The organism is Streptomyces sp. MB09-01, assembly GCF_033794505.1.
Taxonomy (GTDB): domain Bacteria; phylum Actinomycetota; class Actinomycetes; order Streptomycetales; family Streptomycetaceae; genus Streptomyces.
On sequence record NZ_JARAYQ010000044.1, the window covers coordinates 1 to 21,580 of the forward strand.

Consider the following 21,580-nt stretch of genomic DNA (forward strand, 5'->3'; position numbering starts at 1 on the left):
ACCCCCGGCCGAGCGGCACAGCCACCCCGCGCCCGAGCCACCCGAACCGGCGAAGCCCGCCGCCCCGGCCCGCGCACGGCCCGGCCAAGCGGCGCAGCCAACCCGCACCCCCGCCGGCGAGGCCTACCGCAGGTGGGAGGTGTCGTTCAGGAGGCGGACCGAGGCGTTGCCGTCCGCGTAGTAGGCGACGGCCGAGAGGGAGGCCGCCGAGAGTTCCATGCGGAACAGCGCTTCGGGCGGGGCGCCCAGGGCGAGGCGGACCAGGATCTTGACCGGGGTCACGTGGGTGACCAGCAGGACCGTGCGGCCCGCGTGCGCGGCCAGCAGCCGGTCCCGGGTGGCCGAGATCCGGCGGGTGGCGGCCGCAAAGCTCTCGCCGCCGCCCGTGGGGGCCGCCCTCGGGGAGTCCAGCCAGGCCTGGAGGTCGTCCGGGAAGCGTTCCTGCACCTCGGCGAAGGTCAGGCCCTCCCAGGCGCCGAAGTCCACCTCGCGCAGGCCCGCCTCGACCGTCACGGTCAGGCCGAGGCGGTCGGCGACCGTCCGGGCCGTCTCGCGGCAGCGGCGCAGCGGGGAACTGATGACCGTCTGGACGGTGCCGCGGGCGGCCAGTGCCTCGGCCACGGCGTCGGCCTGGCGGTGGCCGGCCGGGGACAGTTCGGGGTCGCTGCCCCCGCTGCCGGAGAAGCGCTTCTGCGGGGTGAGGGCGGTCTCCCCGTGCCGGAGCAGTACGAAGGTGGCGGGCGCACCCATGTCCGGGCCCCAGCCCTGGCCTCCGGCGGGCGCGGTGGCCGTGGCGTTCCCGGCGCCGTGGACAGGGGTGCGGGCCGGCCCGGCGTCGGCCGTGGGGGCCCGGCCGGGCGCGAGCGCCACGGCTTCCCCGAACAGGGCGTCGGCGCCGCCCGCTCCGGCACCGCCCGCTCCGGCGTCGCCTGCGCGCGGGGCCGCGGCGTAGGCCGTACCGGCTCCGGCCGTACCGGCCCCGGCGCTCGCGCCGGAGGCGGATGCCAGAGCCGCGCGGACCGCCGCCGCTCCCTTCGCCGCATCCCCCGGCGGGCCCGCCGGAGGGGCCGCCAGGGCCCGGGCCGCCGAGGCGTCCAGGGCGGCCGTGGAGTCGGACGGCTCCCACTGCTTGCCGCGCTTGCCCGCGTCCATCGCCTCGTTGGCGAGCCGGTCCGCGTGCTTGTTCATCTCGCGCGGGATCCACTCGTACGTGACCTGCGCGCGGGGCAGGATCTTCGCCGCCTCCGCCGCCAGGGGCTTCATGTCCGGGTGCTTGATCTTCCAGCGGCCCGACATCTGCTCGACGACGAGCTTGGAGTCCATCCGGACCAGGACCTGCGCGTCCGACGCGAGCTCGCGGGCCGCCTTGAGCCCGGCGATCAGGCCCTTGTACTCGGCCACGTTGTTCGTCGCGACGCCGATGTACTCCGCGCGCTCGGCGAGCGTCTCGCCCGTCGCCGGGTCGAGGACGACCGCGCCGTAGCCGGCGGGCCCCGGGTTGCCCCGGGACCCGCCGTCCGCCTCCACGACGAACCCGGCAGGCCTCGGCATCAGATGCCCGAGTCCGCCGTACGGACCAGGATGCGGCCGCAGTTCTCGTGACGTACGACCTGGTCGCGGGCGGCGGCCTTGATCTCGTTCACCTCGGCCATGTCCAGCTCCAGCCGGCAGCCCTCACAGCGGCGCTGGTAGAGGCGCGCGGCGCCGACCCCGCCCTGCTTGACGCGGATCTTCTCGTACAGGGCCATCAGGTCGGCCGGCATGGACGTGACGATGACCTCGCGGTCCTTGGTGATCTTCGCGGCCTCGGCGTCGATCTCCGCGGTGGCCGCGTCCCGGCGCTCGGTGACGTCCGCCACCTTGGCCTCGAGGGCGGAGACGCGCTCGGTGAGCCCGGTGACACGCTCCTGCGCGGCCTCCAGACGCTCCATGACCTCCAGAACCACGTCCTCCAGGTCGCCCTGGCGCTTGGCGAGGGAGACGACCTCGCTCTGCAGGTTCGCCAGGTCCCGGGCCGAGATGCCCACGCCGGAGTCCAGCCGCTGCTGGTCGCGGACCGCGCGCTGGCGCACCTGGTCGACGTCCTGCTCCGCCTTGGTCTGCTCGCGTGCGGTGTCGCTGGCCTGGGTCTGGGCGGCGACGAGCAGGTCGCGCTGCTGCGTCAGGTCCTTGGTGAGCGAGTCGAGCTCGGCGTGCTCGGGCAGCGACTTGCGCTTGTGGGCGAGCTGAGACAGCCGGACGTCCAGCGCCTGGACGTCGAGAAGTCGGATCTGGTCGGCGGGCTCGGCGTTCAGTTGGGGGCTCCAGGGATAGAAGGGTGTGTGACGGACGGCGCGTGCGCCGTCCAGGGGTCGGTGACCGTGCGCGAGACATGGGTGCGCAGACCCCAGCCCTTGCGCTCGGAGATCGCGTCGAGCTGCGCGGCGGCCTGCTCGCACCAGGGCCACTCGGTGGCCCAGTGGGCGGCGTCGACGAGGGCGAGCGGGCTCTGCTCGCGGGCCTCGGACACCGGGTGGTGGCGCAGGTCGGCGGTCAGGAAGGCGTCCACGCCCGCGGCCCTGACCTGCTCGAAGAGGCTGTCGCCGGAGCCGCCGCTGACGGCGACGGTACGGATGAGGGCGTCCGGGTCGCCCGCGAAGCGGATGCCCTGCGCGGTCTGCGGCAGCCAGGCGGCGGCGCGGGCAGCGAACTCCCGCAGGGTCTCGGGGTGGTCCAGTTCGCAGATCCGGCCGAGGCCGCGGCGGCCCTCGGGGTCGGTCGGGTCGGGCACCAGGGGGCCGGTGATCCGCAGGTCGAGGGCGCCGGCGAGGGCGTCGGAGACGCCGGGGTCGGCGGTGTCGGCGTTGGTGTGGGCGACGTGCAGCGCGATGTCGTTCTTGATCAGCGTGTGCACGACGCGGCCCTTGAAGGTGCCGGCCTCGACGGTGGTGGTGCCCCGCAGATAGAGGGGATGGTGGGTGACGATCAGGTCGGCGCCCAGCTTCAGCGCCTCGTCGGCGATCTCCTGGACGGGGTCCACGGCGAACAGGACCCGGCTGACCTCGGCTTCGGGGTCGCCGCAGACGGTTCCGACGGCATCCCACTGCTCGGCCCGCGAGGGGGGCCAGAGAGCGTCCAGCGCGGCGATGACTTCAGAGAGACGGGGCACGGGCCAAGGCTACCGTCCCCGTCACCACGACCCGCCCGTACCACTGACCAGGAAGCCGCGCAGGTCGTCGAGGACCTGGGACGTGGTGGGGATGCCCGCGTCACCCTCGGAGCGGCGGCGGTTCCGCGGCGGCGGAGGGACGGGTCAGAACTCCCGGGGTGGGGGCAGGGTCGACCGAGCACCCGGTCAGCCCTGCCTCACTTCACCCCATCCCAAACGCCCCGATATCGCACAGCACAAACGCCTCCTCCACCACAAACGAATCGCTCCCCGGACACCCGTATGTGTGAAGCCCGGTTGGTCGTGTTGTTCAGCAGGAACCCCGAAAACTAGCTTCCACCCCGGAGGTGACGCACGGATGACTGTCTGTGCCATCGAGATGACGACCCTGGTCCCGTTCACCATCGCCGCGGACGGGTCGTACGCCGCCCGGCTCGCCGGGGAGGGTGAGGCGCGCTTCGTGGAGCGCTGGACCCTGGCCGGCCCCGAGCCGTATGCGGTCCCGCTGCCGCTCGCGCAGCCCGAGGAGGCCGACAGCGAGGTGCTGCCGCTGGCCGACGGGCGGGTGCTGATCCACCGGCGGGTCGCGGAGCGGCACGCGTTCGCGCTGCTGTACCCGACGGGCGCCGCGGCCGGGCCGCGCACCGGGGAACTGCAGCTGGGCGCGGTGGACGCGGAGGAGGGCGTACGGGTGGGCCTGCTCCCGCCGTCCCCGGACGGATCCGGCGCCTTCGCGCTGGCCGCGGCGGACGGGGTGACCACGGTCTGGCAGGTGGCCGGGGGCTCCTTCGGGCCGCAGGCGGTCGCCCGGATCCCGGGCCGGTGTTCGGGTGGCGTGTGGCTGGACCGGGCGGGCCGGCTGCTGGCCCTGGACCGCGAGCTGGAGGGCACGACCAAGTCCGTCGCCGTGGACCTGGGGTGCGGCGGGGTGTCCCCGCTGCTGCAGATCGCCGAGGACAGTGACGACCGGCTGCTGCTGGCGGACCCGGACAGCGGGCTGCTGCTGATCCGGTCCGATGCCCCGGGCGAACCGCGCCTGGGCTGGGGGGTGCTGGGCAGTTCGCGGCCGGTCCGGTTCCCGGAGTGCCTGCGGCTCGGCGGCGCGCTGCCGTTCGCCGCACAGCCGGGTCAGGCGCTGATGCCGGAGACCTGCGGGGTGGCGCTGCGGCTGCCCGAGGGCGACATCGGCCTGTGGCGCCCGGCCGACCGGCACGTGGTCCGACTGAGCGCCCCGCCCGGGTGGCTCGGCGGTACGGGCCTGTGGAGCCCGCAGGGCCGCCTGCACCTCCCGTACGCGACCCCGGAAGTGCCCTGCGGCGTCGTCGGCTTGTCCCTGCCGGCCTCCGCTCCCCCACCGGTCCACCTTGACCCGTCCCCACGGCAGGCCCCGCGCCCGGTCCCGCTGCAGCAGGCCCCGCTGCACTGACGGGGCGCCGGTCTCCGGGGCCCCTCTGCCGTCTCGGCCGCAGGCGGATCCGCGTACTGCGTACGCCCGCGGCGATCGACGTTCGCCTGTGGAAGAACGCGGCCGCCTTCCGCAGCGTCACCGCCCCGGGCCTTCCGTGACGTGGACATGCCGAGGATGCCGCAAGAGAACTGTCTTGAAATCGCGCCTGGACCCTCCCGCCCGCCTACAGCACGGCCTCCCCGAGACCGGACGCCCCCTGCGCACCCCGGCGAGGCAGGGGCGAGCAGGAATCGGTCCATTTCCACCCGCAAGGGCAGCTGGAATCGACTCGCTGACCGTCTCCGCGCGCGAGAGCCGCAACCCACCGACCCTGGCCGAAAACCACACCTTGCGTGAAGCCCGACTCGCATTCCGGCCCCTGAATTCGACGCCAAGCCCCGAACCGGACACTCCTGACTACGTAGGCAAACCTGCTCAATGAGTCATCGCGATTGTGAACTTTCAACTGTGAATGGCATTGACGCTGATCTTGCAGCGGGATACGGTCCTCGAACAGAGAACCGGGGAGCCGCCCCGATAATACCTCTGAACCCACGAAAGGGGGCGAAGATGAATCCGCAGGAAGAGACCAGCATCAAGTCGATGGATGCCATCCTCGAGGCACTCAACGCGGCCCACGAGGCGCCGGTGGAAATCGCGCGCAGCATGGCTTGGTCCAGCGAGTAATACGGTGACGAACCCGGAGCCGGCCACGGGACTGAAGCGATTCGAGGTTTCGTTCCGGGCTCCTGCATGCCGTGCGTTGGCCGACTGGAAAATCCAGTCGGCCAACGCCGACATCGTGGAGACGCTGTTTGAGAATCGGCCGCAGGTGACCCAGTACTTCATACCTCGCGACAGTGAGTCACCCGAGGTCATTGCGGTGCAAGACCGTGTCGATGCGCACGACTATGTGGCCTCGATGTCCGTGAAGCGGTCTGTCGAGATTGCGGACACTCTGCACCTTGCGAGGGTACCGCTGCTTCGAAGCGAGGTCGTCCACCGAATACGCCTGGACCTGCCCGTGCTGAGTCGGCAGTCTTTGAAGGCGCCTCTTGCGCTCGGTGGCGACTATCGCATCGGGCCGTGGTTGTCCCAGACGCGCAGTAAGTGGGAACTGGCCAGTCCGTTCGACGACGCAAAGGTGTTCGTGTCTGTCGACACTCAAACGTGGCATCACGAAGACGGAGATGTCGAAAGCCTTTTCCCCACCGTGGGCTTGGAGGCGAACCTGGTGCCACCGGTGGTCAACGGGCGAGTCGTGGTGGTAGCGGAGTTCTTGATTGAGACTCTTGATGAACTCGGACTCCTCGACCACGTTCCTGCGGTGGGGCTGAGCAAGCTTGAGGAGATACGGTGACGATCCTGCCACTACTTGGCGTTCAGACTGACGCCGGCCTCCAAGGCAGCCGAAAAGAACCTCAATACCGGCGGCTCGTCCTCGCCAGCTACCTGGCGGACCAGTACCAACTGGGTCCGTTCGGTTCCGCTGTTCTTGCCAATTCAGTGGAGACCCGGTTCAACGGGCCTGAGGACGCTGAGGACACCGACTGCACCCAGGACAGCAATGCCGTCCAAACGCGGGTAGTGGCCATGGAATTTGGCACCTCGGCCGCGGAAGCTGCCGAAAGGATCATCCGGGAGGAGCCGGACCTGCTCGGCCTCAGCCTCTACGTGTGGAATTACGTTCCCACCATGGCGCTGATCGAAGAACTGCACGCACAGGGGCCTGATTTTCCGATCATCATCGGTGGCCCGCACGTGAGCCGGGACGACCACCAACTGCAGCGTCTGGTGCAGGAGGGCAAGATTGCGACGTGCGTGAGCGGCGAAGGCGAGGCAGCGCTCGCACAACTGATGACACTGCGTCCCCAGGAACTTCCGGAGTTCCTTGAGGGGCAGCCCGCCGGATTCACCTCTCGGCGCAGCCCCTACATCACGCAAGAGGTGATGAGGACCGAACTCCGGAGAACCCGGACAGCCATCGTGGAAGGGGCGCGCGGCTGCCCGTTCTCTTGCACTTTCTGTGATCAGGGATGGCGCAAGGCCCGCCTGGCCTCTTTCGATGAACTGACAGACGAGCTGAGGCGGCTGTACGAGTTGGGGGCCAGACATTTCATCTTCCTGGATCCCACATTCAACTTCGACCGCGCGCGCATGCATCACCTCCTGGACTTCCTGCGTGATGAACTGCCGGGATCGACCTTCAGTGCAGAGCTCAAAGTCGACATGCTTCGCCCGGACGATGTGAAGGCGCTCACCGGGGTCTGCTCCTTTGTCGAAGCCGGCCTCCAGACTATTCACATCGAAACGCAGAAGCTGATCAAGCGTCGCGAGAAGGTCGACATCGTTCTGGAGAACTGCAATCAACTGATCGCCGCCGGCGTGCAAGTGGCTGTGAATACTATCTACGGTTTGCCCGGCGAAACGTTTGACGAGTGGCTTCAAACGATCGACAAGTGCTACACGGGAACCACCGCCGAAATAACCAGTGCATGCCTGAAGGTTCTTCCGAACACGGAGATCTGGAATCGCAGGGAAAGCTTTGGCTACACCTGGGATCCGGACCAGATGTTCCGTGCGCTGCGCTCATCGGCCATGACTACCGAAGAGTTCGACAGGGCTGCCCGATTGTCGCGGCTCCTCGACGGCATTCAGCGGAACGGAGAGGGAGTAATTTCCCCGGCCCGATCCTACATCGATCAGAACAATCTCAGCCTGAGCGATTTCCTGATCGGCCTCGAAAGCGAGACCATCGCCCTTGTCCAGCGCCGGGACGCGGACGGCAGAGCTCTCATCTCTTTTGCCGCTGCGCAACGTGAGCCGGTTGGCTGAGCTGATGGCCAATGACATTCTTGAGCCGCCAGGCCAGCCACGCCTCACGGGAAGGGCATCCGAGATCATCGCGAAGTTCGATGAATCTCACATGTCCGCATCCGCAGCCTTCGGGCCGGTTTCCAAGGCCACATACATCGTCACCTGGGCTGCTCTCACAGAGATGTTTCGGCTGTACACGAGTATCGACTCCGTGCCGCATCGCGAGGAGGTCCGCCCTTCGCTGGAGTTCCTCCGGTCCCGGTTGGACTCCCTGTTCAGCAGGATGACGATGGCTCCGCGACCGGAGCGTGAAATCCTCACCGCGCGCGCAGGAGAGCGCGCAGGAGAGAAGGAACATCAGTCATATGTCTTCACGGGTGAAGACTCGGAGATGCGTGCGGGACGCGCCCTGGTACAGCCCCACGTCACAGACTTCGCAACGCTGGTGGAGGGAGGCCGGGAAGGCACCTACCTCTATGCCGCCTCGGAGACCAGCGGGGTTCGGGTTTTCCAGAAGCCTCTGTCCTTTACCGAGCTCATGCACGGGGCGCGCTTCGAGTCGACAGTCGTGAAGCACCCCATGTTGGTGAGCAGCAGCGAACCTGTGATCTGCGCCGGCGAAATGTTTCTGTCTTTTACCGAGACCCGCAATCCGGCAGTCTTCGTCACGAGAGCGTCCGGGCACTACCAGCCGCTGATGCCGGCCGAGCATGCGGTGGTGGAGCTCTTGCGGGAGGATCACCTGCTGCACCCTTGGGCTGTCCAGTCCCTCTCTAAGGCAGTAACGTGATGCTGTTCCAGCGCCAAGCGGATTCTCCTCCTCGCGCATTGCCTCGCGGTACGGTTTCGTTCATTGCGGCACAGTCGCTCTCGAACGGGTTCACCGCCATCGAGATTCTGGCGCTGAGCTGGCTGACCCTGGCTCCCCAGCAGATGGGTCTGCCACCTCACTACTTTGCCGCGATCACTGGCGCCCTGTTCCTTCCGTTCCTGGTCGTCGGCCCGCTCTACGGACGTATAGCCGCGCGGTGGGGAGCCAACTTCCTGTGGCGCACGTGCCTGGTGGGCGAAGCAGCGGCCTGTTCGCTGTTCGGCGCTGCAATTTTACTTTTCGGGATGCCCGACTATCTCGTTGTCGTGCTGTACGCCCTTTCCATCGGAGCACTTCAGGCCATTGAGGTTCCCTCACGTCAGACATCTCTGATGAATCACCTGGAGGACAGCTTCGCCACTGGCTACGCGGCCTTTACCGCCACGAGTCGCGGCATTTCGGCAGTGGCACCCCTGGCGGGTGGAGCGCTTATCGCGCTCCTGCCTATCGGAAGTGTCTTCCTGGTCAACGCCGCCAGTTTTGGGCTGGTCTTCTTCGTTGCCTTGAAGTTCTTCGACCCCGAGGTTGCCGAAGCCGCGGGTGGGAAGGCTGGGGGTGGCGCAGGGGGTCCGTCTCCGAGCGCAATTCTTTTCCCTGTCCTGGTCATGGGATTCTGCATCGGCGCGCTGGGGTATCAGTTCCCCGTAACCAATCTCTTGTCCCTGGACAGGCTGTCCGTCACCGGCAGCATGGCTTTCGGGGTCATTTCGGCTGCAGTTGCCGTAGGCGGAATTCTGGGCCCATGGCTGGGCGCGAAGCTTTCTGGAGCCCGAAGCCTGTGTGCAGTCGTCGCGATTTTTGGGGCATGTGAGCTCTTGATGGGCGCGAGCGATCAGCTGGTTGTCTATTGTGCGTTTGCGCTCGTATGCGGTGCAGCCTATTCATCGTTCACGGTCGCATCAATGGGTTTCGTCCGGTCTACCACCAGTGGAAACGACCGCGCGCGCTGGGTGGGAATGCTCTCCACCGTCACCATCGGGTGTGTCCCCGTCGGCACCCTGCTCGTCGGAGGGCTGGCAGTGATCGGTTCTGAGATGACCCTGATGTTGCCCGCAGCACTCTGTATGGCGGCTGGCGGCATCAGTTACCTTCTTTTGTGGTCCAAGCGAGCTTCCACGTTGCCGCTTTCACCTGGTGAGGAAAAGTGATGGACGACTTCGACGGCGTGGTGCGATTCCTGTCCTCGGACGTCGATTGGGATTCGTCCGAGGATGACGGCGTGGTATGGCGAGTCGGCGATTTCCTGCGTGAAAAATTGGCCCGTCATCCCGGCCTCGTTCAGGAGCGATTTGCTACCATCGCGCGGTCGCCGAAGCTCATGGACGAGCTGGTACCGCATTCTGAATTCCCCCACCGACGTCGAGACAAGTTCGTTCTGTACCGGGACCCGCAAGAGAGGTTCGTGGTGCGGGTCCACCGCTTCCACCCGTGCGGGGCAGAAAAGGCTGAGTTCGGGCCTGTCCACAATCATCGCTATCCTGCGGTCACATTGCTGCTCAAGGGCTCCTACGAGGAGCGCGTGTTCAGCGAGACGAGCCGCGACGAAAAGATGGGCACGGCCGAACTGACGCAGGTCAAAGCCCATTCGCTCGCGAGGGGCGATGTGGATGTGAAGGGGTGGGATCAGGCCCACCAGGTCCGAAATGCTGCCGATGAAGAGGCCGCCTTCACTCTTTTCGTCCGCGGACCGTCCATCCGCCGATTCGCGGACATCTACGACATCGAGCAGGGCACGTTCAGCCCCGCCGGCGGAATGCACGATCTGGCTCGGGTCGGTTTCATTGCCACCATGCTCGGGTCGTCCAGCATTCGTTCCAGGCATGAGGCCATGCGCTTCATGGGCTCCGCAGACGAATGGTCGGCGCGCGAGGCCGGCATGCTCGATGCCGCTACGCAGGGACGGTTCGACTTGCCGAAGGCCGGCGCGACCGACTGAGCGACATGAGTGCCGCGCACGAGGTCCTCGGCCCCTACGCGGTGGCGCGGGACCCCGCGACCTGGCCCTCCTGCTGCATGCGTGTCACCGGGAACGGCCCCCTCGTCTCCGCGCGGGCGCGGCCGCCGGCAAGTGCGCCTCCGCCACAGCAGCCACGCGAGGGTCCGGTGCTCAGCCGTGCTTGAGGCCCAGGACCTCCGTCGCGGCGAAGGTCTCGTTCGCCGGGCGGGAGGCGTAGTGCGGGGTCAAGAGCTCGTCGAGCTCCTCGTAGGAGAAGGCCTCCTTGCCCGTGTCGAACTTGGCGGCCACCTTGGGGCGCTCCATGACGACGACGATGCCGCCGTGTACGACGAACAGCTGGCCGTTGGCCTTGGCGGCGGCGGGTGAGGCCAGGTAGCCGACGAGCGGGGAGACGTGCTCGGGGGCCAGGGCGTCCAGCTTGCCGTCCTCCGGGACCTCGAAGCCGGCGAAGACGTCCTCGGTCATCCGGGTGCGGGCGCGCGGGCAGATGGCGTTGGCCGTCACCCCGTACTTGGCGAGGGCCAGGGCGGTCGAGGTGGTCAGGCCCACGATGCCGCCCTTGGCCGCCGCGTAGTTCGGCTGGCCGGCCGAGCCGCCGAGGAAGGCCTCGGAGGAGGTGTTGACGATCCGGCCGTAGACCGGGCCGCCCGCCGCCTTCGACCGCTCGCGCCAGTGCACGGAGGCGAAGTGGGTGGTGTTGAAGTGACCCTTGAGGTGGACGCGGATCACCGAGTCCCACTCCTCCTCCGACATCGAGAAGACCATCCGGTCGCGCAGGATGCCCGCGTTGTTGACCAGGATGTCGAGCTTCCCGAAGCTGCTCACGGCCAGCTCGACCAGCTCGCGCGCCTGCTCGAAGTCGGCCACGTCGCCCAGGTGCGCCACCGCCCGGCCGCCCGCGGCGCGGATCTCCGCGGCGACCTCCTCCGCCGGGGCGGCCGAGGCCTCCCCCGAGCCGTCGCGGCCGGGCTGGCCGAAGTCGTTGACGACCACGCTCGCGCCGAGCCGTGCGAGCTCGATCGCCTCGGCCCGGCCGAGCCCGCGGCCCGCGCCCGTGACGATGGCGGAGAGTCCCTCAAGTGGCAGTGACATCCGTATTGGTTCCCCTCGGAATCGGCAGAACGCGTGGTCAGAGTTCGATGCAGGTGCGCAGGGCGACGCCCGTGCGCATCTGGTCGAGGGCCTCGTTGATCTCGGCGAGGCTGACCCGGTGGGTGATCAGGTTCTCCAGGTCGATGCGGCCGGCCCGCCACAGCGCGATGGTGCGCTCGTAGGAGCGGAGCACGTCACCGCCGCCGTACATCGACGGGAGGATCTTCTTCTCGTCGAAGAACAGCGAGAACATGTTGATCTGGAAGTTGTCGTCGAGGGCGCCCGCGCCGACGATGACGACGGAGCCGCCGCGGCGCGTCATCTCGTACGCCTTCTGCGCGGTCGCGGACTTGCCGACGACCTCGAAGACGTAGTCGAAGCCCTCGCCCGCCGTGATCCGGTTCTTGGCGTCGGCGAACTCCTCGGGGGAGACCGCCTCGGTGGCGCCGAACCGCAGCGCCGCCTCCCGCCGCGACGCGACCGGGTCCACGGCGACGATCTGCGCGGCGCCCTGGACCTTGGCGCCCTGGATGACGGATATGCCGACGCCGCCGCAGCCGATGACGGCGACCGACGAGCCGGCCTCCACCTGGGCGGTGTTGATGGCCGCCCCGAGCCCGGTGGTGACGCCGCAGCCGATCAGCGCCGCGATGTCGAAGGGCAGGTCGTCGGGGATCGGGATGGCGCAGGCGGCCGGTACGACCATCTCCTCGGAGAAGGTTCCGGTGCCGGCGAAGCCGAAGATGTCGCTGGCCGCGCGCTTGAAGTTGGGGGTGGCGACGTTCCCGAAGGCCTCCAGGCACAGGTGTCCCTGACCCCGCTTGCAGGAGGGACAGTGCCCGCACGGCGGCAGCCAGCAGACGAGGACCCGGTCGCCGATCTTGTGGCTGGTGACCCCGTCGCCGACGTCCACGATCACGCCGGAGCCCTCGTGGCCGGGGATGAAGGGGGCGGGCTGGGGCAGTACGCCGCTCATCGCGGAGAGGTCGGAGTGGCACAGGCCGGTGGCCTTGATGCGGATCCTGACCTTGCCGGGGCCGAAGCCCACGGCCTCCATGTCGTCGACGACTTCGAGCTTGTCCTGGCCGATCTCGCTCTGCAGTGCTGCGCGCACGGTGCGGCTCCTTGTGTGGGTGCGGTGCTACGAGTGTTCGACGACGGTGTCGGCGAGGACCGGCGCGTCGTCCCGTTCGACGGCGGTCACCGACGCCAGGACGCGGCCGGCTTCCTGCCACATCCGGATGCGGAGCGTCTCGCCGGGGAAGACGATCCCGGCGAAGCGCGTGCGGTAGGCGCGGACCCGGGAGACGTCCCCGCCGAGGGCCGTGTCGACGACGGCCTTGAGGGTCATCCCGTACGAGCACAGGCCGTGCAGGATGGGCTTGTCGAAGCCGGCCAGCTTGGCGAACTCGGGGTCGGCGTGCAGGGGGTTCCAGTCGCCGGAGAGGCGGTAGAGCAGCGCCTGCTCCTCGCGGATGAGCCGTTTCTCGGTGCGGTCGGGGGCGCGCTCGGGGAGTTCCTCCTTGACGGAGGGGCCGCGCTCGCCGCCGAAGCCGCCCTCTCCCCGTACGAAGATCTGCGCGTCGCTGGTCCACAGCGGCCCGTCGGCGTCCGCGACCTCGGTGCGCAGCACGATCACGGCCGCCTTGCCCTTGTCGTACAGGGCGGCGACCTTGGCGGAGGAGGTGGCGCTGCCCCTGACGGGGATGGGCCGGTGCAGCTCGATGGACTGGCCGCCGTGCAGCACGTTGGCGAGGTTGACGTCGATGCCGGGTGCGGCCAGGCCGCCCATCATGGCCATGCCGGCGCCGGCGACGGTCGCGAAGCTGGGGAGGACGTGGAGCTTGGATTCGAGGGTGTAGCGCAGCTCGTCCGGGTCGGTGGCCGGCAGGCCTGCGCCGAGGCCGAGGTGGTAGAGCTGGATGTCCTTGTGGTCCCAGCCGATGCTCCCCTGGCGGGGGTCGGCGGCGAGGGCCCTGGCGGCATCGATCGGCATGAGGATGCGGCTCCCTGTCGTTGGAGTGTCGCTGCCCTGGAAGACCTCGGTGCGGCCGTCCGCACCGTCGGCCGCACCGAGGTCGTATACGGGGGCGGGTTCTAGAACGCGTTCTAGGACCGGCCGGTGAGGGAATGTATAACGCACGCCCCCGCAGTTGGGAAGACCGGTCGGGAAGACTCCTGACTTCACGTCAGATAGGCTTTCCCGGTGGACGAAATGCCCGTGGAACACCGCCAGGCCCGCGCCCTACGGGTCCTGCTGGATCCGCCGAACCCGGCCCTGGCGCTCCAGCTCGGCCTCGTGCCGGACATCGAGGTCGTGCGGGACCTGACGGCCCGGCCGGCGGTGGCGCTGGTCGAGGAGGTCGCGGCCGTGCCGGCCCTGCTGGCGGAAGACCCGGAGTGCCGGATCCTCGTCCTGACGGGCTCGGCCCACCCCGGCCTGGCCGCCTCCGCGCTCGCCGCCGGGGCGGCGGGGCTGATCCTGCGCGACGGCCCGATCGAGGACCTGGCGGACTCGGTCCGCCGCGCCTCGACGGGCGAAACGGTGGTCGACCCGGCCCTGGGGTGAACACCGGTGAACTCCGGTGAATCCTTTTGCGGCTCCCACGCCTCTTATGCATGTGCCGACGCAGACGTCGGCACCTGACCTGGAGGTTGTCGTGTTCACTGTGGTCGCCGCCGGCGCCGTCGTACTGCTCCTGCTCTGCACGTGCACCGTCCTCGTGGTGCGCCGACGGAGCCGCTCCCGTGGCTGAGTCGACCTGGCCCGCCGAGCCGCTGGTCCTCGCCGCGCAGCGCGGGGACCTCGATGCCGTCACCGCACTGGTCTCCGGATCGCACCCGAACGTCCGGAGGTTCGCGTACTCGCTGTGCGCCTCACCCGAGGACGCCGAGGACGCGGCCCAGGAGGCGCTGATCATCCTGTACCGGAGGATCGGCATGCTGCGCGCTTCCGGCGCCCTGGCCTCGTGGATGTTCCGCATCGTCCGCAACGAGTGCCTGCGCCGGGCCCGGCTGGTGCCGCGCGAGCGCGCCCCGCTGCCCGACTCCGCCGTGATGTCGGCCGAGGACGAGGTACTGGAACACCTGGAGGCCGCCCGGGTGGCGCGGGCGATCGCCGCCCTCCCCGCCGACCAGCGGCGGGTGCTGATCATGCGGGACATCCAGGGCTACAGCGGGCGGATGGCTGCGGACGCGCTCGGGCTCAGCCCCGCTGCGATGAAATCACGGCTGCACCGGGCCCGCGCGGCCCTTCGGCACACCCTGTACGCGACTCCTGGAGGCGACGATGACGACCACTGACGGCCCCGACTTCGCGAGCTCCTCCCTGCCCCGGCACCTGCTCCGCGGCGCGGTCGGCATCTCCGCCCTCGTCGGCGCCTTCGCCCTCCTCCCGCTCTACGGACCGGCCACCCTGGCCCTGGCCCCGGTCGGCCTGCTGGCCCTGCGCGGCTGCCCGACGTGCTGGGCGATCGGCCTGGCCCAGACGCTCTCCCGGGGCCGACTGCGACGGGAGTGCGGCACGGACGGCCGCTGCGAACTGCGGACCGCCGGCTCCGGCCCTGCCGGCGTGTGAGCGGGGGTCCCCCGGACGAAGTCCGGGGGAGGGTCCGGGCCGCGACCCGGCGGGGGGACGGGCGCGGCCCGGCATGCGCTCAACCGTTCGGTCCCGGCCACCGATTGACGGATTCCGCCGCAGCGCGCGTCCACCTGCTGGACCAGGATGAGACCCCTCGACCCAGCTTCGTGGAGGCAGAAACCATGCGCGTGTCCGCCCTGTCCGCCACCGCCGCGCTCGTTGTCGCGACCTTCGGGGGAGGCGCGGCTCCGGCCGCTGCCGACACCCCGGCCAGCCCGGTCCTCCAGGTCGACCTGGAGGCCGGCAAGGGCCTCCACCACAACATCGGGACGGTGTTCTACGAGCGCGTCGACGGCGCGGTGAACTCGGTCAGGATCATCTCGGTGCACATCACCAGCGGCGAGCGCGACTGCGCCTGGGTGGCGTGGAACGATCCGCACGACGTGAACGGCTGGTCCAACCTGACCAGCGAGCCCTCCTGCAACGGCACCGGCCTGGGGGAGTATCCCGACCGGATCATCAAGGCGCCGGCCGGCCACCCGCTCAAGGTGCGCCTGGCCGCCGACCACCCCGGCTCCGACGTGGTGCACAAGGACATCGAGAAGCTCTGACCGGCCCGGGCTGAGCCGAGGCGAGGGGCTACGAACGGTCGCCGGCTTGCGCGTGCCCGAGGACGGCGAGCAGGTCGCTCTCGCCCGGGGCGGTGAACAGCCGCTTGGGCAGCACCACGAGACACGTCCGGCGGCGCGAGCGGCCCACGAACACGTGCAGCCGGGGCGTCTCGTGGTACCAGCGCACCTCGTCCCACACGATCCGCTGCGACTCCCCGCCGCGGAACACCTCGATGCCCGTACCGTCCACGACGACCCGCTTCTCCTCGGAGGCCCGGCCGGTGCGGAAGCCCCGGGCCACCGCCCACCGCGGCAGGACCAGCAGCACGACCAGGCCGTACGCCGCCGCGATCCCGAGGGAGACGGGGTGCACGGTGAGACCGTCGGGGGACGGCGACACGCTCGCCGCGGCCAGGAAGACCGTACCGAGGGCGGCCACCGCCCGGCCCCGCCGGAACAGCCCCGCCGCCTTGGCGGCCTCGTCGTACTCGTCCCTGGTCAGGCTGCCGGTGGCACTGAAGGACGCCTCGCGCATCTCGCTCACGGGGGCGGAGCCTAACGCTCCGCCCCCGTGGCCGAAAGCGCGTTTCCCGTCCCCGCCGGCTCGGGGGCGCGGGTCCGGGCGGCTACCTCCGCAGCAGGGTCACCACCGCCGCGCCGCCCAGCCCGATGTTGTGCGCCAGCCCGACACGCGCACCGTCGACCTGCCGCGGCCCCGCCTGGCCCCGCAGCTGCCAGACCAGCTCCGCCGCCTGCGCCAGCCCCGTCGCGCCGAGCGGGTGACCTTTGGAGATCAGCCCACCGGAGGGGTTCACCACCCACCGCCCGCCGTACGTCGTCGCCCCGCTCTCCACCAGCTTGCCCGCGGCCCCGTCCCCGCACATGCCCAGCGCCTCGTACGTCAGCAGCTCGTTGATCGAGAAGCAGTCGTGGAGTTCCACCACGTCCACGTCCTCGATGCCGAGCCCCGAATCCTCGTACACCCGCCGCGCCGCCGCGGCCGTCATCGGCTTGCCGACCACGTCGATGCACGAGCCCGACGCGAAGGACTCCTCCGTGTCCGTGGTCATCGCCTGGGCGACGATCTCCACCGCCTCGTCGTGCAGCCCGTGCGCCACCACGAACCGTTCCGACACCACCAGCGCCGCCGCGGCCCCGTCCGAGGTCGGCGAGCACTGCAGTTTCGTCAGCGGCGCGTGGATCTCCTTCGCCGCCAGGATGTCCTCCACCGAGTACACGTCCTGGAACTGCGCGTTCGGGTTGTTCGCCGAGTGCCGGTGGTTCTTGGCGCCCACCGCCGCGAGCTGCGCGGCCGTGGTGCCGTACCGCTCCATGTGCTCCCGCGCCGCGTTCCCGAAGATCTGCGCGGTCGGCGGGGACATCTCGAAGCCGTGGCCGGACGCCATGATCCCGTAGTGCCGGGCGACCGGGGAGGTCTTGAAGTCGCCCCCGTCGGCACCGCCCCCCAGCGCTCCGCGCTTCATCTTCTCGAAGCCCAGCGCCAGCACGCAGTCGTTCAGTCCGCCCTCCACGAACTGCCGCGCCATCATCAGCGCGGTCGAGCCCGTGGCGCAGTTGTTGTTGACGTTGTAGACGGGGACGCCGCTCAGCCCCAGCTCGTAGGCCGCCCGCTGGCCGGCCGTGGAGGCCTGGAAGCAGTAGCCCACGGGGACCTGTTCGACCAGCCCGTAGTCCACGCCCGCGTCGGCGAGCGCCGCGGACCCGGCTTCCTTCGCCATGTCCCAGTACTGCCAGTCCCGCGACTCCGGCTTCTCGAACTTCGTCATGCCGACGCCCACGATGTACGACTTGTGCGACTTCATGCCCGATGACTCCTAGTCCCTGGGGAGGCCGAGAATCCGCTCGGCGACGACGTTGAGCTGGACCTGCGTGGTGCCCCCGGCGATGGTCAGGCAGCGGGACATGAGCAAGCCGTGCACCGCCCGTTCCCCGGGCCCCTCCCGTACCGCGCCCGCCGGTCCCAGCAGTTCGAGCGCGAGCTCGGCGGTCCGCTGCTGGTGCGGAGTCTGGACGAGTTTGCGTACGGAAGCGCCCGCGCCCGGCTCCAGCCCCGACACCTGCTGCAGGGTGGTGCGCAGCCCGATGCAGGCCAGGGCGTGCGCCTCGGCGGCCAGGGCGCCGATCCGCACCCTGTACGTTCCGTCGAGGTCGGCGGCGTGCGCGAGGAGCGCTTCCAGGCCGGTGTCGAAGGTCATCTGGTCGGCCATGTGGACCCGTTCGTTGCCGAGGGTGTTGCGGGCGACCTTCCAGCCGCCGTCGGCCGCGCCGACGAGGGCGTCCGCCGGGAGTTCCACGTCGTCGAAGTAGACCTCGTTGAAGAGGGCCTCGCCGGTGATCTCCTTCAGCGGCCGGATGTCGATGCCGGGGGTGTTCTTCATGTCGACGACGAAGTAGCCGACTCCCTTGTGCTTGGGCACGTCCGGGTCGGTGCGGGCCAGCAGGATCCCGTAGTCGGCGCTGTGCGCGGAACTCGTCCACACCTTCTGTCCGTTGACCTTCCAGGTGCCGTCCCCGGTCCGCTCGGCCCTGGTGCGCAGCGAGGCGAGGTCGGAGCCCGCGCCCGGCTCCGAGAAGAGCTGGCACCAGGTGACGTCCCCGCGCAGGGTCGGCAGGACGTAGGCCTCCCGCTGTGCCTGCGTGCCGTAGGCGAGCAGGGAGGGCACGACCCAGGTGGCGATCCCGAGGTCGGCGACCTTGACCCCGGCGGCCGCGAGTTCCTGCTGGACGACGAGCTGCTCGACGGGGCCGGCGCCGAGCCCGTAGGGCGGCGGGAGGTAGGGGGCCGCGTAGCCGGTGGGGGCGAGGATCCGCCGGGCGGCGGCCGGGTCGAGCCCCCGCGCGTCCTCGATGGCGGTACGGGCCTTCGCGCGGTGGGTCTCGGCCTCCGGGGGCAGTTCCAGGCGCAGTTCGCGCCGCGCACCGCCCGCGGCGAGCCGCACGGCCCGTAGGCGGTGTCCGTCGCCGGACCCCAGCAGCTGGCGGGCGACGAGCGCCCGCCGGAGGTGGATGTGGGCGTCGTGCTCCCAGGTGAAGCCGATCCCGCCGAGGATCTGGATGCAGTCCTTGGCGCAGGTGTAGGCGGCGTCCAGGGCGCTCCCGGCGGCGAGGGCGGCCACGAGCGAGCGCACGTCGGCGGGTTGGTCCATGGCCTGCGCGGCGTCCCAGGCCAGCGCCCGGGCCTGTTCCAGCCGGACCAGCATGTCGGCGCACAGGTGCTTGACGCCCTGGAACCGCCCGATGGGCCGGCCGAACTGCTCGCGCACCTTGGCGTACTCGGCGGCGGTGTGCAGGGCCCAGGCGGCGGTGCCGCAGGCGTCGGCGGCGAAGAGGGTGCAGGCCAGGTCGCGGACGAGGGCCGCGTCCAGTTCCAGCAGCCGGTCCGGGGCGGTGGCGACCCCGCGCGCCCGGACCTCCGCGGTGGGGCGGGTCGGGTCGGCGCTCTCGTGCGTACGGATGTCCAAGGCGGCGGCGTCGACGGCGAACCAGCGGGTGCCGTGCGCGGCCTCGGCAGCGAGGAGGACGAGGTCGGCCTCGCCGGCGCCGAGCACCGGCGGCGCGAGGCCGTCGAGCAGGTACCCGCCCTCGACGGCCACGGCGGTCAGGCTTCCGGGCCCCAGCGCGACCGCGCCGACCCGCCCGGCGAGGGGCTCGGCGCCGGCCCGCGCCAGCAGTACGGAGGCCAGCGCGCTCGGCAGGTAGGCCCCGGGCAGCGCGGCCCGGGCGGCCTCCTCGACGACGACGGCCAGGTCGAGCAGGGTCCCGCCGTCCAGGTGCGGTTCCAGCAGCCCCTGCGCGGTCATCGCGTCCCAGTAGGCGGGCCGCGCCCCGGCCTGCGGCGGCGTGTCGAGCAGCTTGCGCACCTCTTCGGGAGGCACGGCCCGCGCGACCCAGCCCCGCACCGCCCCGGCCAACTCGCGCTGCTCTTGCGTGATTCCGATGCCCATGCGCGGCAGACTAGAACACGTTCCAATCTGACGGAAGGTCAGATGACGGTGTTCTTCGCGGCCGCCCCGACACGGCGCCGTACGATCACGGCCATGCGCCGTGACAGACCCCAGGAAGTCCGGGCCCTGCTCGTCGACGGCACGGTCGGCGTCGGCAAGACCTCGGTGGCCGAGGCGCTCGGGGCCGACCTGGTGGTGTGCCGGCTGCGCGCCGAGCGGCGGTGGTCCACCAGCGCCTGCACGGCCGCGAAGGGAACGATCCCAGGTCCCTTCGCCGGCATCCGGTCCGCTCCGGCGAGCTGGCGGAGATCCTCGACCGGGCCGGTGTCGAGGACTCCACCGTCGACGCCACCGCGGGTTCGGTCGCGTACATCGCCGCGTCCGTGGTCACGGCAGCCGACTGGCGCTGACGGGCAGGGCGGCGCGGGCGTCGGGTCAGCGCTCGGCGGCCTTCAGCGCGGCCCGGGCGACCGCTTTCGCCTTCTCCTGGCAGGCCGACTTCGTGTACACGCTCTCGTCCAGGCCCACCCAGACGGAGAGGTTGCCCTCGCGCACGGCGAGGACGCACGTCCAGTCGAGGCCCGCACTCCCCCAGTAGGACTCCGTCCCGAAGTCCAGGGCCGGCTCCGTGCTCTTCTCGGCCGCGTCCACCCGGAAGCGTGCCCGCTGGGCTCCGGCGTTGCCCGCAGCGTCCCCGCCGAGGCTGAGTTCCCAGCGGACCAGGGCGCGGGGCGCGGCGGTCTTGCCGAGCCCCTTCCAGGTGCAGCCCATGCGCACGCCCCAGGTCTCCTTGGAGCGCGTGTCCAGCGAGGGCTCCCGAGCCTTCAACGGCAGGGTGCCGGCGGCTTCCACGCAGGTGGGGAGGGCCGTGTAGGCGACGGGGGCGTTCATCCGGTCCCGTACGTACGCCACCACCCCGGTGCCGGCCACCAGCAGCACCGCGGCGGCCGCGAGGGCCGTGATCCGCCGCCGGCCGCGCCACGGGCTCCGGGACCCCGGGCCGGGCTCGGTGGGCGGCTCCGTCGGGCGGGGAGGAACGGGCGGGGCCTTCGGTACGGGCGGCGGCGCGTCCTGCGTGTGCGCCGGGGCCTGCTCGTCCTCCCGTACGGGTACGGGGGCGGGTTCGGGTTCGGGCGCGGGCACGTGCGTGGGTTCCGGGAGGGGCGGCGACGGCTCCGGCTCGGCGGCAGGGCCACCGCCGAGCAGCCCGTCGATCTGCGCCCGCTGCGCGGCGAGCATCCCGTACACGGCGGAGGGCCACTGCCGCCCCGCCGGGCTCACCGGCCCGATCAGCTCGCGCAGCTCCGCCGGGGACGGCCTGGCCTCCGGATCCTTGGCCAGGCAGCGCGCGACGAGGTCGCGCAGCCCCGCCGGGACCTCGCTCAGGTCCGGCTCGCCGTGCACCACGTCGTACAGCGTCCGGAGGGTGGAGGTGCCGGCGAAGGGACTGCGGCCCGTCATCGCCATGGCCAGGACGGAACCGAGCGAGAAGACGTCGCTGGCGGGCGTGAGCGGCTTGCCCTCGGCCTGCTCGGGCGACATGTACGCGGGCGAACCCACGACCCACCCCGTACGCGTCAGCCCTGTGTCGCCCTCGGCCTCGCCCTCCGTGACCCGTGCGATGCCGAGGTCGATGACGCGTACGCCGTCCTCGGCGAGGAGCACGTTGTCGGGCTTGAGGTCCCGGTGGACGAGCCCGGCCCGGTGGATCTCCGCCAGGGCCGAGGTCAGGCCGGCCGCGAGGCGGCGTACGACATCCTCCGGCAGCACCCCGACCGCCTTGACCACGGCCCCCAGCGAGGGCCCGGCCACGAAGACGGAGGCCAGCCAGGGCGTCGGCGCATCCGGATCGGCGTCGATCACGGCCGCCGTGTACGCCCCGGACACCTTGCGCGAGGCGGCGACCTCGCGCCGGAACCGGGCCCGGAAGCCCTCGTCGTCCGCGAAGTGCGCGAGCACCTGCTTGACGGCGACGAGCCGCCCGTCCGGCCCGGCACCCAGCAACACCCGGCCCATCCCGCCCTGCCCGAGCACGCCGACGACCTCGAACGGCCCCACGTGCGTCGGGCCGCCCGGCCCTACGTGCTCCATA

General features: G+C 70.5%; 21 protein-coding genes. 11 read left to right on the forward strand and 10 right to left on the reverse strand.

Annotation, left to right across the window (positions count from 1 at the left end):
• Positions 1-123: 123 nt before the first annotated feature.
• The 3 genes from PV721_RS12365 to PV721_RS12375 are packed head-to-tail and all read right to left on the reverse strand — an operon-like array spanning position 124 to position 3,148.
• Complete coding sequence (locus PV721_RS12365; RefSeq protein ID WP_319723299.1) at positions 124-1,551, reverse strand: bifunctional RNase H/acid phosphatase; 1,428 nt, start codon at positions 1,549-1,551, stop codon at positions 124-126.
• Positions 1,551-2,294 carry a zinc ribbon domain-containing protein gene (locus tag PV721_RS12370; protein WP_319723363.1) on the reverse strand — a complete coding sequence of 248 codons (744 nt, stop codon included), beginning with the start codon at positions 2,292-2,294 and terminating at the stop codon, positions 1,551-1,553. The genes PV721_RS12365 and PV721_RS12370 overlap by 1 nt, the downstream gene beginning before the upstream one ends.
• Complete coding sequence (locus tag PV721_RS12375; protein WP_319723301.1) at positions 2,291-3,148, reverse strand: Nif3-like dinuclear metal center hexameric protein; 858 nt, start codon at positions 3,146-3,148, stop codon at positions 2,291-2,293. Before PV721_RS12375 ends, PV721_RS12370 begins: the two co-directional genes overlap by 4 nt.
• 358 nt (positions 3,149-3,506) lie before the next feature.
• Between PV721_RS12375 and PV721_RS12380 the strand changes: the two genes are divergently transcribed.
• The 6 genes from PV721_RS12380 (at position 3,507) to PV721_RS12405 (ending at position 10,219) form a co-directional block, all read left to right on the forward strand.
• A complete protein-coding gene (locus PV721_RS12380; RefSeq protein WP_319723303.1) occupies positions 3,507-4,574 on the forward strand; it encodes a hypothetical protein in 1,068 nt (355 codons plus the stop codon).
• Between the two features lie 712 nt (positions 4,575-5,286).
• On the forward strand, positions 5,287-5,955 hold the full coding sequence (locus PV721_RS12385; protein ID WP_319723305.1) for a hypothetical protein: 669 nt from the start codon (positions 5,287-5,289) through the stop codon (positions 5,953-5,955).
• Positions 5,952-7,430, forward strand: coding sequence for a B12-binding domain-containing radical SAM protein (locus PV721_RS12390; RefSeq protein ID WP_319723306.1), 1,479 nt, complete (start codon positions 5,952-5,954; stop codon positions 7,428-7,430). Before PV721_RS12385 ends, PV721_RS12390 begins: the two co-directional genes overlap by 4 nt.
• Positions 7,423-8,202 carry a hypothetical protein gene (locus PV721_RS12395; RefSeq protein ID WP_319723308.1) on the forward strand — a complete coding sequence of 260 codons (780 nt, stop codon included), beginning with the start codon at positions 7,423-7,425 and terminating at the stop codon, positions 8,200-8,202. The genes PV721_RS12390 and PV721_RS12395 overlap by 8 nt, the downstream gene beginning before the upstream one ends.
• Positions 8,202-9,431 (forward strand): MFS transporter, encoded by a 1,230-nt coding sequence (locus tag PV721_RS12400; protein ID WP_323806078.1) that lies wholly within the window; start codon positions 8,202-8,204, stop codon positions 9,429-9,431. The genes PV721_RS12395 and PV721_RS12400 overlap by 1 nt, the downstream gene beginning before the upstream one ends.
• Positions 9,431-10,219, forward strand: coding sequence for a hypothetical protein (locus PV721_RS12405; protein WP_319723311.1), 789 nt, complete (start codon positions 9,431-9,433; stop codon positions 10,217-10,219). Before PV721_RS12400 ends, PV721_RS12405 begins: the two co-directional genes overlap by 1 nt.
• Positions 10,220-10,390: 171 nt before the next feature.
• Here PV721_RS12405 and PV721_RS12410 read toward each other — a convergent pair whose 3' ends face one another.
• Genes PV721_RS12410 through PV721_RS12420 form a run of 3 tightly spaced genes read right to left on the reverse strand, consistent with a single transcriptional unit; the run spans position 10,391 to position 13,328 of the window.
• The gene (locus PV721_RS12410) at positions 10,391-11,332 is read right to left on the reverse strand and encodes a 3-oxoacyl-ACP reductase (RefSeq protein ID WP_319723313.1); all 942 of its coding nucleotides are present in this window, start codon (positions 11,330-11,332) and stop codon (positions 10,391-10,393) included.
• Positions 11,333-11,369: 37 nt separating this feature from the next.
• Positions 11,370-12,446, reverse strand: coding sequence for a Zn-dependent alcohol dehydrogenase (locus PV721_RS12415; protein ID WP_319723315.1), 1,077 nt, complete (start codon positions 12,444-12,446; stop codon positions 11,370-11,372).
• 27 nt (positions 12,447-12,473) lie between these two features.
• The gene (locus PV721_RS12420; RefSeq protein ID WP_319723317.1) at positions 12,474-13,328 is read right to left on the reverse strand and encodes a MaoC/PaaZ C-terminal domain-containing protein; all 855 of its coding nucleotides are present in this window, start codon (positions 13,326-13,328) and stop codon (positions 12,474-12,476) included.
• Positions 13,329-13,547: 219 nt separating this feature from the next.
• Here PV721_RS12420 and PV721_RS12425 point away from each other — a divergent pair, with 219 nt between their 5' ends.
• From PV721_RS12425 to PV721_RS12440, 4 genes are all read left to right on the forward strand, one after another.
• Entirely contained in the window at positions 13,548-13,901 is a 354-nt protein-coding gene (locus tag PV721_RS12425) for a DNA-binding response regulator (protein ID WP_319723364.1), read from the forward strand.
• A gap of 179 nt (positions 13,902-14,080) precedes the next feature.
• On the forward strand, positions 14,081-14,635 hold the full coding sequence (locus PV721_RS12430; RefSeq protein ID WP_319723318.1) for an RNA polymerase sigma factor: 555 nt from the start codon (positions 14,081-14,083) through the stop codon (positions 14,633-14,635).
• A complete protein-coding gene (locus PV721_RS12435) occupies positions 14,622-14,909 on the forward strand; it encodes a hypothetical protein (protein WP_319723320.1) in 288 nt (95 codons plus the stop codon). The genes PV721_RS12430 and PV721_RS12435 overlap by 14 nt, the downstream gene beginning before the upstream one ends.
• Positions 14,910-15,094: 185 nt before the next feature.
• Positions 15,095-15,523 carry a hypothetical protein gene (locus tag PV721_RS12440; RefSeq protein ID WP_319723322.1) on the forward strand — a complete coding sequence of 143 codons (429 nt, stop codon included), beginning with the start codon at positions 15,095-15,097 and terminating at the stop codon, positions 15,521-15,523.
• Positions 15,524-15,551: 28 nt separating this feature from the next.
• Here PV721_RS12440 and PV721_RS12445 read toward each other — a convergent pair whose 3' ends face one another.
• From PV721_RS12445 to PV721_RS12455, 3 genes are all read right to left on the reverse strand, one after another.
• Positions 15,552-16,067, reverse strand: a complete 516-nt coding sequence (locus tag PV721_RS12445) for a YcxB family protein (RefSeq protein ID WP_323806077.1) — start codon at positions 16,065-16,067, stop codon at positions 15,552-15,554.
• 82 nt (positions 16,068-16,149) lie between these two features.
• Positions 16,150-17,346 (reverse strand): lipid-transfer protein, encoded by a 1,197-nt coding sequence (locus PV721_RS12450; RefSeq protein WP_319723324.1) that lies wholly within the window; start codon positions 17,344-17,346, stop codon positions 16,150-16,152.
• Between the two features lie 12 nt (positions 17,347-17,358).
• Positions 17,359-19,488, reverse strand: coding sequence for an acyl-CoA dehydrogenase family protein (locus PV721_RS12455; RefSeq protein ID WP_319723326.1), 2,130 nt, complete (start codon positions 19,486-19,488; stop codon positions 17,359-17,361).
• Between the two features lie 197 nt (positions 19,489-19,685).
• Between PV721_RS12455 and PV721_RS12460 the strand changes: the two genes are divergently transcribed.
• Positions 19,686-19,898, forward strand: coding sequence for a hypothetical protein (locus PV721_RS12460; protein ID WP_319723328.1), 213 nt, complete (start codon positions 19,686-19,688; stop codon positions 19,896-19,898).
• A gap of 25 nt (positions 19,899-19,923) precedes the next feature.
• On the opposite strand, the gene PV721_RS12465 is transcribed toward PV721_RS12460, so the two are convergent.
• Positions 19,924-21,579 carry a serine/threonine-protein kinase gene (locus PV721_RS12465; protein ID WP_319723330.1) on the reverse strand — a complete coding sequence of 552 codons (1,656 nt, stop codon included), beginning with the start codon at positions 21,577-21,579 and terminating at the stop codon, positions 19,924-19,926.
• Between the last annotated feature and the right edge of the window lies 1 nt (position 21,580).